Genomic DNA, 13,975 nt, shown 5'->3' on the forward strand with positions numbered 1-13,975 from the left:
TGAGGGATGATAAGCTCATTTGTCTATAAATGCCAAACACAAACAAATTGAATATCGTCTTGATTGTTTTGAAATTTCTGATATAAAGAAACTTTTCGGGTATTTAGATAAAAATCTTCGATTAATCGAAGAGATATTTCAAGTTAATATCGATTTAACACCAGAGTCCCTTATAGTTGGGGAAAAGAATGATGATGCCAGTTTGACACAGGTGAAGACCTTTCTTGATGAGCTGGCGGCTTTTATGAAAGAAGGACATGATTTGACTAGTGATGATATCCAAAAAATGGCAGCTACCATTAAGGAAGGTAGAGAAATCTGGTGGAAGAAAAATTATAGCCAGGGAATTATCACCACTGCTTACCATAAAATCATTCATCCCCGAACCGCTGGGCAGGTGAACTATGTCCGTGCGGTGAAAGAAAATGAACTCATTTTTTGTATTGGACCAGCGGGAACTGGTAAAACCTATTTAGCCATGGCGATGGCCTGCGCTGCTCTTCAAAAAAAAGAGGTTAGCCGGATTGTTTTAGTGAGGCCGGCGGTCGAAGCCGGTGAAAGCCTGGGATACCTTCCTGGTGACCTCCGAGAAAAAATTGAACCCTATCTTCGTCCGCTTTATGATGCTTTATATGAAATGCTTTCTCCCGAACGTTTTCAAAAATATATTGAAAAAGACATTATAGAAGTGGCTCCATTAGCCTATATGAGAGGGAGAACTTTAAATGATTCTTTTATTGTTCTTGATGAAGCTCAAAACACTACACCGGAACAAATGAAAATGTTTTTAACTCGTATGGGTTTCGGCTCAAAAGTGGTAGTTACCGGGGATATAACTCAAGTTGACCTCCCATCTGGAAAAAATTCCGGTCTCATGGTAATACAGAAAATACTCGCCGATGTTTCTGGTGTCGAGTTTATCTATTTAACCGAGAAGGATGTGGTACGACATCAACTCGTCCAGAAGATCATCCAAGCCTATGAAAAATTCGAAAAGAACCTTCCAACTCAAGAAAAAAGTACTTGATTTTTTTACTTCTATTTTTATTCGTCTCCGAGCCATTCTTACTTTTCAATTTTGGAATTACCCCCTGTATGGACTGGGCCTCTTTTTCGTCCTTTGGGTTTCCTATTCAATGGGAGGCGTAGTGCTCAGTGAAGGCCAGATTGCTCCGAGAGATATCTTTGTTAGAAAAACCATTGAAATTGTTGACGTTAAAGCGACAGAGGAACGAAAAAACGCTTTGCTGGCTGAGTTAGTGCCGATTTTTCGAATTGATGAAAGCTTTACCCAAGAGCTTAAAAAAGAATATACCACCTTTTTTCAAGAATTAGAAGCCATTCGCAATACTGTTACTACTCCATCAATTTCCTTTGAAAGGAAAGAGGAATTTTTTCGCGAATGGAAAATTACTCCAGGAGTTTTCGAGTGGTTTATTGAAACAAATCCAGAAAAGTATGAAAGGATAAAAGAGGTATTTTTCTTAAACATGGAGAAAAACCTCGGTCAACCCATACGTGAAGGAGATGTTGAACAAAAAATTTTAGAGAGTTATTCAGCATATGAAAGAATGAATTTAGAGGTTGACGAAATTCGCGTCTTGAATTTGCTAACCTCCCGCTTTTTAAAGCCAAATGCCAGAATAGATATAACTGAAACCGAGAAACAGCGGGAACTAGTTATAAAAAATATCGAACCGGTTAAACGATATATTCAAAAAGGTCAAATTTTAGTCAAAAAAGGAACCATTGTTACTCATACCGACTTAGAAAGTCTTCGTGCTTTAGGATTAGTCGGTGAACAATATGAATCTTACTTATTAGTTGCCCTGGGAATTCTAATTGTTTTTACTTTAGTGTTTGAATATTCTTTTATTAAAAAATTTATTGCGGAAATCATCCAGAGGAACTCTCTTCTTTTAATTCGAATCCTTACTGCAATTGGGGTTATTGCTCTAAATGCTTTATCTCTTCGCTTTTCTTGGTATTTGATTTTATTAGCGGCAGTCCCATTTATTCTCTATACTTTGATGGGAAGAAATTTGGCTTTATGTGAATCACTCATTTTGTTTCCTCTTTTAATGTGGGGGGAAAGGGCTGATTTTATGCGGAGCTTTTATATCTTTATGAATCTTTTTTTGCCGCTGTTTTTGTTGGACAAAACTATTAAACGCCGCGATCTGGTAAAAACCGGTTTTTGGATAGCCCTGGCAAACATACTGATGGTGATAATATTTGGTTTGCAGGAGGGAAATGCTCCTTTAGAATTCCTCGTCAATTCGGTTTATGGATTTGGAGGAGCTATCATTGCTTCAATCGCAGCCTTGGGTGGGATATCCTTGTTTGAGACCACCTTTCATGTCGCTACGGATTTTCGCCTTTTGGAATTGGTCAATCCCACCCATCCATTACTTAAACGCTTGATGATGGAGGCTCCTGGAACTTATAGCCACAGTCTTATGATGGCCAATCTTGCTGAAGCTGCTGCCGATGCTATCGGAGCAAATCCACTATTGGCTCGAGCCGGTGCCTATTACCATGATATTGGTAAAATCAAGCGACCCTATTTTTTCATCGAAAATCAAATGAGTGAAAATATCCATAATCGCCTTTCTCCCCATCTAAGTACGCTGGTGATTCAAAACCATCTCAAAGATGGATTGGAAATAGCTCGGAAATACCATTTACCAGTTGAAATTCAAAACATTATTCAAAGCCACCACGGAAATACCGTAATGCGGTATTTTTATGATAAAGCAATCAAACAAAAGAAAGATGATGTAACTGATACCGAATTTCGTTATCCAGGACCTCTTCCCAAAACCCAGGAAGAAGTTCTCATTTTTTTAGCCGATAGCGTTGAAGCTGCTATCCGGAGTGCAAATAATCTCAATTCTAGTCGGTTGGAAGCAATAGTAAATGGAATAGTTCAAAATTATCTCAAAGATGGGCAACTGGATGATTCACCGCTTACCATGCGGGATATTCATAAAATTTCTGATGCCTTTGTTATGATATTAAGTGGGATGTTCCATGCCAGAGTTCCTTATCCGGAAAATACGGTGAATGGTGAGGACAAGGGCAGTAAGGGAGATTAATTTCTATTCTAGAAATTCAGTTACTTGTTAAAGGCTAAGAGTTTAGAATAACTGACCTGGATATCAATTGGGACTTTCACCCGCATCCTCAACTTCTCCCATCAAGTGAGAAGGAAGTAGAATGAGTAAAGGCAATCATACCTATCGATAAATTAAAAGGAGTCGATGATGGCTACTGTTATCGTGAACCGTTCATCAAAAGAAGCTACTCTCTCTCGTGCAGTAATAAAAAAAATCGTCGATTATGTTTGTGAATTGGAGAATCGTGAGATTCTTGGAAAGTTGAGCATCGCCTTTGTAAGTCTTGATGAGATAAGGGCTTTGAAAAAAGAATTTTTTCATCAGAATATCGATACCGATGTCATATCTTTTTTTTATGGAACGGAAGAACCGGACGAAGTATGGGGAGAAATCATTATTTGTCCGGAAAAAGCAAGAGAATATGCTAACACCTATGGGACTAAATATGAAAATGAACAAAAGTTACTTCTCATTCATGGTCTTTTACATATATTGGGTTACGATGACATTGACGCGAAAAAAAAACATATCATGGAAACTAGACAAAACTATATTCTTGAGCAATTTCTTACTGCAGAAAAACGCGATCTATTAGTAATATCAGCCCAAAAAGCACAACATTATGCCTATGCCCCTTATTCGCTCTTCCCGGTAGGTGCAGCCTTGGAAACCTGTGATGGTAAAGTGATTCAAGGGGGAAACATTGAAAACGCTTCTCTGGGGTTGTCGGTATGTGCCGAAAGAGTTGCTCTTTTTAAAGCAGTTTCTATGGGATTTGCTACCTTCACTCGACTGGCAGTAATATCTTCCGAACAAGATTATTGTCTTCCTTGTGGTGCCTGTCGGCAAGTTTTGCATGAGTTTTCGCCTCATCTTGAAATCTTAGCTGCCCGACAGGAGGGAGATTATCAGGTTTACATTTTAGATGAACTCCTCCCCAATCCCTTTCAGTTCAATCCCGAAAAAGGGAGATAAGCCATGGAAGATCGGGCTAGCTTTCGTTCAGGTTTTGTAACCATTTGGGGGAGACCAAATGTTGGGAAATCTACTCTCCTCAATAGCATTTTAAAATATAAAATTACCATTGTCAGTGATAAACCTCAAACCACACGAAAAAATATAAAAGGAATTTTAAATCACCCCGATTGTCAAATCGTTTTTATCGATACCCCTGGGCTTCATGTTCCGGTTGACCCCCTTGGCGAATTCCTTTCCAATCAATGGAAAAGTTCGCTTTTCGATGCCGATTGTTTGCTCTATTTAACCAACCCTGGTGTTTCGGTTGATACTGACGAAATCTATCTAAAAGAGATCCGAAATTTTCCCCATCCGGTCCTATTAATCGTGAATAAAATTGATTTATTTAAAAAGGGAACAATTCAAAAAACCATTCATGAATTTTCTCAACATTTTTCTTTTCACGATATTCTTGAGGTTTCAGCTTTAACAGGTGTCGGACTGGAACAATTAATCCAGAAAATCCGCGACCTTCTTCCCATCAGTCCACCCTATTTTGATGAGGAACAAATATCTGACGTCTATGAAAGAGATATTGTTGGGGAAATGATTCGTGAAAAAGTTTGGCATCATATTCATCAAGAAGTTCCTTATGGGGTGGAAGTACGGGTTGAAGAATTTAAAGAGAAGGAGAATTTGGTTTCTATACGGGCTATAATTTATGTTGAAAAGGATTCCCATCGTAAAATTATAATCGGAGGGAAGGGAAGCATGATTAAAAGAATTGGTTCAGATGCCAGAAAAGACTTGGAGGAATTTTTTGGGGTAAAAGTGTTTTTAGATCTATGGGTTAAAACTCAGCTGAATTGGAGAAAAAAACCCGCTGTCTTAAGAAGATGGGGTTATACAATCCGATGATGAAAACTGGTCGTTACTGGAAAGATCAGGGAATTGTTTTAAAAAGTATAAATTTTGGTGAATTAGATAGAATTGTCACCCTCTTTACTCGAAAAAAGGGGAAGATTAACGTTATTGCCAAAGGAGCTAGGAAGGTTGGAAACCGATTTGGTCCGGCTCTTGATTGCCCGGCAATTTCGAATTTTATGTTTTATAATGGTCGAGGAATGCCGGTTCTTTCTCAAGCGGAAATTGTGGATTGTCATCGAGAAATCGGCAAGAAAACCAATCAGTGGGTTTTTGCCAATTATCTTTTATTTGCAATTGATCGTTGTTATGAACCGGAAGAGTCCGATGAAAGGATTTTTGAAACCGTTCTCTTTTATCTTGATTTATCTACGAAGTGTGAGAACTTTTATATTTTAGCCTTAAAATTTCGTATCGACTTAATTCGTTTTTTGGGTTTTTTGCCTCGGATACGATCTTGTGCGGTTTGTGGGAAACTATTTAAAAAAATTCCTCAAGGATGGAGTGTTGCATCAGGTGGAATGATTTGTGAAAAATGTTTCTCTTCGATAGCCGATATTCATTATTTACCTCCGAATATGATGACTCTCTTGGCGAAGTTAATGACTTTTTCCTGTGCCTCGTGTTTATCGATTCAACTGAGAGAAAACCAGTTTGCCTATCTTGATCGATTCGTATCTGAGTATCTCACTTATCATGTTGGAAAAAAAATTACCGAATGGAAAATATTTCTCGAGCGTTTTCAAGAAGCAAGTTGACACCCATAAAGGCAACTGATATATTAATACCTTGGTGTGTTTTTTGGGTAGGTGATGATACCATATACTTTCAAGATATAATTTTAACCCTCAGTCAATTTTGGAAAAAAAACGGCTGCATCATACAACAACCATATGATATTGAAGTTGGTGCTGGAACCATGAACCCGGCAACCTTTCTCAGGGTGATTGGACCAGAACCCTGGGGTGTTGCCTATTGCGAGCCTTCACGACGGCCAGCCGATGGACGTTATGGAGAAAATCCTAACCGTCTATACCAGCACTATCAATATCAAGTAATTATCAAGCCATCACCATCCGATATCCAGGATATTTATCTCAACAGTTTATATGAGTTAGGCATTAATCCTGCTGAACACGATATCCGCTTTGTTGAGGATAACTGGGAATCTCCCACTCTGGGAGCCTGGGGCTTAGGGTGGGAAGTGTGGTTGGATGGTATGGAAATCACCCAGTTTACCTACTTTCAGCAAGCTGGAGGTTTGGACCTAAAACCGATATCAGTGGAAATAACCTATGGTTTAGAACGAATCACCATGTATTTACAAGAGAAAGAGAATGTTTTTGATATTCAGTGGAACGAAATCCTCACTTATGGTGATGTTCGCTGGCAGGAAGAAAGAGAGCACTCGATTTATAGCTTTGAGCATAATGGAACTGATATTCTTTTTAAACTTTTTGAGTCTTATGAAAAGGAAGCTCAGCGGCTCTTAGAAAGAGAAATGGTTATGCCCGCTTATGATTATATATTGAAATGTTCTCATACTTTTAATCTTCTTGACTCTCGGGGTGGAATCAGTGTCCTGGAAAGAAGTCAGTATATGGGGAGAATTCGACAATTAGCCAACCAGTGCGCCCGCCTTTATTATCAACAAAGAGAAAAAATGGGTTTTCCCTGGTTAAAAAAGTCAAATTAGGTTAAGGTAAATCATGACTGATAAAAGAGATTTCCTTTTAGAAGTTGGAGTTGAAGAACTGCCTTCGAGTCTGATACCTTCGATATTTGAAGAAACCAAAAGTAGGTTTATCGAAAAATTGAAGGAATCACGGCTCCATTATGAGGATTTATATTTAGTCGGTACACCCCGACGAGTTGCCCTTATCATCAAGGGATTACAAGAACACCAAGAACCTTTGATTATGATAGTAAAAGGACCAGCGGCCAAGGTTGGTTTTTCTCCGGATGGAAAAGCTCTTCAACCAGCACTGGCATTTGCGCGGGCTCAAGGGATCGACCCTCAAGACCTTTTTATAAAAGAAACCGAAAGAGGGAAATATGTTTTTGGGAAAAAAGTGAGAGTTGGACAACCAACCAAAGAAGTATTGATCCAAATCTGTCCTATCATTTTACGTTCTTTAAACTTTCCTCGTTCCATGCTTTGGGGAGAGGGAAATTATCGTTTTGTTCGTCCCATCCGATGGTTGGTAGCACTTTTTGGAGAAGATGAAATTCCGTTTTCGGTAGCTGGTGTTTCTGCTTCTCGTTTCACTCACGGACATCGATTTTTATCAAAAAACTCTCAGGTTTTACACAAATCAACAGATTATATTCCAGTTTTGGGAAGCCTCAAGGTTATAGTGGATCCGGCCCAAAGAAGAACAATGATTGAAGAAGCGTTAGATAGAGAAGCCAAAAAGATTGGCGGTCATTGGTTGAAAGATGAGGACCTTATTAATGAAGTTACTTTTTTAGTAGAATATCCCGATGCAGCTTTGGGAAATTTTAACGAAAAATATTTAAAACTTCCCGCTTGCGTTCTCACTACGGTGATGAAACATCACCAAAAATATTTTGCCTGTGTTGATGATGAGGGGAAATTGCTTTCTCGTTTTTTGGTGGTTTTGAATCGACCGGCTTTTGGGTGTCAGAAAATTATTCATGGGAATGAAAGAGTGTTGAAAGCTCGACTTGAAGATGCTTTGTTCTTTTTTACCGAAGACCAGAAAAAAAATTTAGAGCAAAGAACCAAATTCTTAAGAGGAATAGTTTTTCAAGAAGGATTAGGCACCATGTGGGAAAAAACACTGCGCTTAAAATTCTTAGTTAAACGATTGGGGGCTTGTTTCCCTGGCAATGAAGACTCTCTCACCCATTTAGACCGGGCTGCTCTTCTAGCCAAAGCCGATTTGACCTGTGAAATGGTTAAAGAATTACCGGAATTGCAGGGTCATATGGGAAAGGTTTATGCTCAATTAGACCATGAAAATGACGAAATTGCCATTGCTATTAAAGAACAATACCTTCCCTCCCCGGGGCAGGAAGACTATCCGGAAACTTTTACCGGAAGTATTCTTTCCCTTGCTGATAAAATGGATAATATAGTTTCCAGTTTTTCTTTGGGGAGAGTACCCAGCGGTTCAACTGATCCTTTTGGATTAAGGAGACAAGCGCAGGGTATTTTTAATATTCTGTTAAACCGTCGTTGGTATTCAAACTTGCGAGAATGGATTGGTTGGAACTTAGCAATTTTAAAAGAACAGGGATTTGTAAATCCCGATCCTTCGGTGATAGATGATGTAATTCAGTTTATTGTTGGCCGGTTTCGTTATTATTTATTGGAAACTGGAATGAATTATTCCATTATCAATGCAGTATTAAGTGCCTCTTGTGATGATGTCTATGATATTTACCTGCGAATACATGCACTTCAAAAATTATTTGATAATAAAAGGAAATTTTTTGACGATATAATTACCGGCTTTTGTCGAGCCAACAACATCACCAAAAATTTTCAAGAACTTCCCTTAGTGGATACCAATCTCTTTGAAGAAGAAGTTGAACGCCAACTAAATAACACACTGCAAAGCGTAGAAAAAGATTTTTATCCAGCTATCCAACGAGGCGATTATATTTATGCCTGTGAATCTTTTTCAACCGTTATTCCGGTGCTCAACCGTTTTTTTGATGATGTGTTGGTTATGACCGAATCAGAATTAGTGCGCAACAATCGATTATCATTATTAAAAAAGATTGTTGAACTCTGGCAACCCATTGCCGATCTTTCTCAAATCGTTATTGAGGAGGAATCCAGGTGAGCTCCGAATTTTGTGATATTAAGACCAGTGATGATTTCAGTATATTTGTTGTTTCTGATGGAACGGGAAAAACTGCTTATTTAGCCGTACAAGCAGCACTTGCCCAATTTGATCTCCCTCGAGTTAAAATTTTACGGTTTGATCACGTAAAAAATAAAGAAGAAATATTTAGTATACTCGATATAACACGCCCTCAAAAGGATTTGGTGATTTATACTCTAGTCAACGATGATTTTGTCCAAGCACTAGTTTCTGAATCACTACATCGTCAAATTTTAGTATTGGATTTGTTGGGCCCGATTGTTAATTCTATCCGGAAGCTATCGACTCGATCTCCCCGGGGAGAACCGGGTTTGCTTCATGGCTCCAATAGGGAATCAGTGGCAATTACTGAAGCTGTAGAATATGCACTGGCGGAAAGTACCGGAGTAAGTTTTTCTCGGCTTAATGAGGCACAAGTCATCATTCTTACCGTATGGTTTCCCCATCGTGACGATTGCATTATGCAATTGGCAAAAAAGGGAATTAAATGTGGTTATATGATGCTTAACCCTGACCTTCCACTTCCACAGAACATGGAAGATATTTTGGGAAAAGACCCAGGGAAAATTGTCATCGGCTTTATAATGGAACCAGAACTTTTACAAAAGCTCCGTAATGAGCGCATTATGAACCTGGGTTTAAATTATATGGAATATAAAGCCAATCAAGAAGTTGTTCGACAAGAGATTAAATTTGCTCAAGACATATATCAAAAGTTAAATTGTCCGGTGATTGATATCACCAGTTTAAATAGTAAAGACATAATCAATCAGATTTTGCTTAAAATTCAAAAGCAAAGGGAGGAAGCAGAATGAAGAAGTACGTTTATTTTTTTGGTGAAGGCGATGCATCAATGAAGATGCTTTTGGGCGGAAAAGGTGCCAACCTTGCTGAAATGACCCGAATAGGTCTCCCCGTCCCTCCAGGATTTACCATTAGTACCGAAGCCTGTCATCATTATTACAAAAACAATGAAACATGGCCCGAAGGACTTGAAGAAGAGGTTAAAAAGAACTTAATTGAACTGGAAAAGAAGTCAGGAAAAAAATTTGGAGATCCAGTAAACCCGCTTTTAGTTTCAGTTCGTTCTGGCGCTCCGGCATCCATGCCAGGCATGATGGATACAGTTTTAAATTTAGGGTTGAATGAAAGCTCTCTTCAAGGTCTTGTTAAACTAACCGGTAATGAGCGCTTTGCCCTTGATTGTTACCGACGTTTTATCCAAATGTTCGGTGATGTGGTTATGGGTGTCGACCACGATAAATACGAAGAAATTCTCAGTGATGTAAAAAAACAGGTTGGTGTCAATCTCGATACCGATCTCACTGCTGAAGACTTAAAGGTAGTCATTTCACGATATAAAGAACTGTATAAAAAGGTGACTGGTGAAGATTTCCCTCAAGAGCCATTTGATCAATTAAAAAAATCCATCAATGCTGTTTTTAGTTCATGGAATAATAAAAGAGCTATCACCTACCGAAAGATCAATAAAATTCCTGAAAACTGGGGAACCGCAGTCAACGTTCAAATGATGGCTTTTGGTAATATGGGAAATGATTCGGGAACTGGCGTTGGTTTTACTCGCAATCCATCAACCGGTATAAAAGAATTCTATGGGGAATACTTGCTTAATGCTCAAGGTGAAGACGTGGTGGCTGGTATTCGAACTCCAAAACCAATTAAGGATATGGGGCAAGATCTTCCCGAGGACTTTGAAGAATTGAAGAAGATTTATTCTATATTAGAAGAACATTATCGGGATATGCAGGACTTTGAGTTTACAATTGAAAAAGGGAAGCTTTATATGCTTCAAACCCGAACCGGGAAACGAACCACCCAGGCGGCCATAAAAATAGCTGTAGACATGGTGAGTGAAGGATTAATTGATAAGAAAACAGCTGTAAAACGAATTGATCCGGCCTCTCTTAATCAACTCCTTCATCCCCAGATTGACCGAAGCGTTCCGTTGAGGGTTATCGCTAAAGGACTTCCAGCTTCACCTGGTGCAGCCAGTGGGAAGGTATATTTTGATGCTGATGACGCCGAACGGGAAGCCAATGAAGGAACTAAAGTTATTTTGGTTCGTCCTGAAACCACCCCTGATGATATTCATGGTGTCGTTGCTGCACAAGGGGTTTTAACCAGCCGAGGCGGAATGACTAGTCACGCTGCAGTAGTTGCTCGAGGAATGGGAAAACCCTGTGTTGCCGGTTGTGAAGCGGTAGTTATCGATCTCGATAAAAAACAATTTCAGGTTAATTCTTTGGTCGTCAAAGAAGGAGACTATATCAGTATCGATGGTGGGAAAGGCGAAGTCATTTTAGGACAAGCCAAAACCATTCCACCTCAACTTTCCGAAGATTTCCAAAAGCTTTTAGGTTGGGCTGATAGCATTCGAAAACTGGGTGTTCGTGCTAATGCCGATACACCAAATGATGCTCGTAAAGCGATCGAATTCGGTGCTGAAGGAATTGGTTTGTGTCGGACCGAGCATATGTTCATGGCACCCGATCGTTTACCAGCAGTACAGGAAATGATCATAGCTCAGAACGTTGAAGAACGAAAAAAAGCCTTGGCAAAAATTGAACCAATGCAAAAAGGTGATTTTAAAGAGATATTTAAGGTTATGGAAGGAAAACCAGTAACCGTTCGTTTAATCGATCCTCCTCTTCATGAATTTCTGCCTAAATTAGAGGATCTCTTGGTCGAAGTAACCACTTTACGGGTGAAAGGAATCAGTGGTTCTGAACTCGAGGAAAAAGAGAAGATGCTCAAGATCGTGCGTGGACTTCATGAAGTCAACCCGATGTTGGGTCTCCGCGGTTGCCGATTGGGAATAGTATATCCAGAAATTGTCGAGATGCAGGTTCGGGCAATCATCGAAGCAGCTTGTGAGCTCGACAAAGAAGGAGTAAAAGTTCTTCCAGAAATTATGATTCCATTGGTAGGTCACCAGAACGAGATCAAAATCCAAAAAGAAATTTTGGAAAAAGTAGCCAAAGAAGCTTTGGATCGACATCAGTCGAAAGTTCAGTATAAATTTGGAACCATGATTGAAATCCCTCGAGCAGCAGTAGTCGCCGATCAGATTGCTGAATACGCTGAGTTTTTCTCCTTTGGGACCAACGACTTAACCCAGATGACCTTTGGGTACAGCCGAGATGACGCTGAAGGCAAGTTCCTTTTCTTCTATGAAGAAAATGGTATTCTGCCCGAGGATCCTTTCCAATCCATTGATCTTGATGGAGTTGGTGAGTTAATGAAGATGGGTGTTCAAAAAGGGAGACAAGTCCGACCAGACCTCAAATGCGGGATCTGTGGTGAACATGGTGGTGATCCGAAGTCGGTTATGTTCTGTCATACTATTGGATTAAACTATGTCAGCTGTTCACCTTTCCGTGTTCCTTTGGCTCGTTTGGCAGCCGCTCATGCGGTAATCGAAGAAGAAGGAAAAGTGAAGGATACATCTAAGTTCGATAAGTAAACATAATTATTGAACCGAAATAAACCGGACTGGTATATACCAGTCCGGTTTTTCAGGTGATCGCTTGGAAATTGCTACGATCAAAAGATTTTGGGAAAACTGGGAAGCTCAAACCCTCTCGCCGCTGGCAACTTTGAGTACCAAAAGCCGAGGTCGTGAGCACCCTGAAAAAGAATGTGAATTACGGAATTGCTTTCAAAGAGATCGTGACCGAATCATCCACAGCAAGTCTTTTCGACGACTCAAGCACAAAAGCCAGGTTTTTTTAAGTCCGGAAGGCGATCATTATCGTACCCGGCTTACCCACACCCTGGAAGTCTCGCAAATTTCTCGGACTATTGCTCGAGGGCTAAGGTTGAATGAAGACCTAACCGAGGCGATCAGCCTTGGTCATGATCTGGGGCATACCCCTTTTGGGCATGCCGGCGAGGAAGCCCTCCGGGAAATACATCCGGGAGGTTTTAAGCATAATGAACAAAGTTTACGAGTTGTTGAGTTTATCGAAAGAGATGGAAAAGGTCTAAATTTGACCTGGGAGGTGAGAGATGGTATCCTTCGGCATTCCAAGACCAGGGATTTAAATATGGAGAAAGTTTCCAAAGAAAATTTACCCCAAACCTTGGAAGGCCAAGTAGTTAGATGGTCAGATATGATAGCCTATGTAAACCACGATATCGATGACGCTATACGAGCTGGTGTTATCACTCAAGATGACCTTCCCCAGGATTGTTTAGAAGTTTTGGGGAAAAGCCATCGAGAAAGAATTAATCGAATGGTGAAAGACGTTATTCTTAACAGCGTTGAAAAATCTCCAGTGACCATGAGCATTCCAGTTCGGAACGCCACCCAGGAATTACGAAAGTTTCTATTTGATACGGTGTATTTTGGAGAATATCAACAGTTAGAAAGAGAAAAAGCGAAACGATTAATAAAAGAGCTTTATCAATTCTTTTTGGAAAATTTAGATATCTTTGAAAAGGAATATCGGGTTAATTTTTATCACCAAGATACCGATATAATCGTATGTGATTTTATTTCGGGGATGACTGATCGATATGCCATGGCCATCTACCGGAAATATTTTATTCCATTTTCCTGGCCGCAGGAAGGAATGGGAAAAGAAATCAACTGAATGAATAGTAGTAATTCAGAAGGGAGGATTATATTGTGGGATTAGCAGTATTTGCAACTATAGCTGGTTTAATAGCGGTTATATATGCAGTTTATTTGATTATGAAAATTAATACGTTTGATGCCGGTAATGAAAGAATGAAAGAGATTTCCCATGCTATTCAGGAAGGGGCTATGGCCTTTCTCAAAAGGGAATACTTCTTTTTGGTTTTTTTTGTTATCGGAATGTTTATCCTCCTCACTTTTACCCGAGGAATTGTTGAAGCCATTTGTTATCTTTGTGGTTCGATTTGTTCAGTATTAGCCGGTTTTGTGGGAATGAGAGTTTCAACCAGAAGCAATGCCCGAACCACGCAGGCTGCAACCCAAGGAATAGGTCAAGCTCTCAAGGTGGCTTTTTCCTCAGGTACTGTTATGGGAATGTGCGTAGCTGGTTTTGGACTTTTGGGGTTAGGAATTCTTTATCTGATCGTTCGAGATGCTGATATTATCAACGGTTTTGC

11 protein-coding genes are annotated in these 13,975 nt (G+C 39.6%); all 11 read left to right on the forward strand.

The annotated features are described in order from the left end of the window. Positions 1-19: 19 nt before the first annotated feature. Positions 20-1,027 (forward strand): PhoH family protein, encoded by a 1,008-nt coding sequence (locus PLK24_RS02270; protein WP_324476141.1) that lies wholly within the window; start codon positions 20-22, stop codon positions 1,025-1,027. Next, positions 981-3,098, forward strand: coding sequence for an HD family phosphohydrolase (locus tag PLK24_RS02275; RefSeq protein WP_324476142.1), 2,118 nt, complete (start codon positions 981-983; stop codon positions 3,096-3,098). Before PLK24_RS02270 ends, PLK24_RS02275 begins: the two co-directional genes overlap by 47 nt. A 165-nt stretch (positions 3,099-3,263) precedes the next feature. Next, the gene (gene cdd / locus PLK24_RS02280) at positions 3,264-4,094 is read left to right on the forward strand and encodes a cytidine deaminase (protein ID WP_324476143.1); all 831 of its coding nucleotides are present in this window, start codon (positions 3,264-3,266) and stop codon (positions 4,092-4,094) included. 3 nt (positions 4,095-4,097) lie between these two features. Further along, on the forward strand, positions 4,098-4,994 hold the full coding sequence (gene era / locus PLK24_RS02285) for a GTPase Era (protein ID WP_324476144.1): 897 nt from the start codon (positions 4,098-4,100) through the stop codon (positions 4,992-4,994). Continuing rightward, positions 4,991-5,758 carry a DNA repair protein RecO gene (gene recO, locus PLK24_RS02290; RefSeq protein WP_324476145.1) on the forward strand — a complete coding sequence of 256 codons (768 nt, stop codon included), beginning with the start codon at positions 4,991-4,993 and terminating at the stop codon, positions 5,756-5,758. The genes era and recO overlap by 4 nt, the downstream gene beginning before the upstream one ends. A 62-nt stretch (positions 5,759-5,820) precedes the next feature. Beyond that, complete coding sequence (gene glyQ, locus PLK24_RS02295) at positions 5,821-6,696, forward strand: glycine--tRNA ligase subunit alpha (protein ID WP_349770640.1); 876 nt, start codon at positions 5,821-5,823, stop codon at positions 6,694-6,696. A 13-nt stretch (positions 6,697-6,709) separates the two neighbouring features. Beyond that, a complete protein-coding gene (gene glyS / locus PLK24_RS02300) occupies positions 6,710-8,815 on the forward strand; it encodes a glycine--tRNA ligase subunit beta (protein WP_324476147.1) in 2,106 nt (701 codons plus the stop codon). Continuing rightward, on the forward strand, positions 8,812-9,672 hold the full coding sequence (locus PLK24_RS02305; protein WP_324476148.1) for a kinase/pyrophosphorylase: 861 nt from the start codon (positions 8,812-8,814) through the stop codon (positions 9,670-9,672). Before glyS ends, PLK24_RS02305 begins: the two co-directional genes overlap by 4 nt. Then, entirely contained in the window at positions 9,669-12,341 is a 2,673-nt protein-coding gene (gene ppdK, locus PLK24_RS02310) for a pyruvate, phosphate dikinase (protein WP_324476149.1), read from the forward strand. Before PLK24_RS02305 ends, ppdK begins: the two co-directional genes overlap by 4 nt. A gap of 70 nt (positions 12,342-12,411) precedes the next feature. Beyond that, positions 12,412-13,473 (forward strand): deoxyguanosinetriphosphate triphosphohydrolase, encoded by a 1,062-nt coding sequence (locus PLK24_RS02315; RefSeq protein ID WP_349770641.1) that lies wholly within the window; start codon positions 12,412-12,414, stop codon positions 13,471-13,473. 35 nt (positions 13,474-13,508) lie between these two features. Continuing rightward, positions 13,509-13,975: sodium/proton-translocating pyrophosphatase (locus PLK24_RS02320; RefSeq protein ID WP_324476151.1), on the forward strand; the 467-nt coding region annotated here is incomplete at its 3' end.

The organism is Atribacter sp. (assembly GCF_035418125.1).
In the GTDB taxonomy this organism is placed as follows: domain Bacteria; phylum Atribacterota; class Atribacteria; order Atribacterales; family Atribacteraceae; genus Atribacter; species Atribacter allofermentans.

Coding starts and splice junctions, on each gene's coding strand:
- PLK24_RS02275 (WP_324476142.1), top strand. CDS start 981: ATGAAAAATTCGAAAAGAACCTTCCAACTCAAGAAAAAAGTACTTGAT.
- cdd (WP_324476143.1), top strand. CDS start 3,264: ATGATGGCTACTGTTATCGTGAACCGTTCATCAAAAGAAGCTACTCTC.
- era (WP_324476144.1), top strand. CDS start 4,098: ATGGAAGATCGGGCTAGCTTTCGTTCAGGTTTTGTAACCATTTGGGGG.
- recO (WP_324476145.1), top strand. CDS start 4,991: ATGATGAAAACTGGTCGTTACTGGAAAGATCAGGGAATTGTTTTAAAA.
- glyS (WP_324476147.1), top strand. CDS start 6,710: ATGACTGATAAAAGAGATTTCCTTTTAGAAGTTGGAGTTGAAGAACTG.
- ppdK (WP_324476149.1), top strand. CDS start 9,669: ATGAAGAAGTACGTTTATTTTTTTGGTGAAGGCGATGCATCAATGAAG.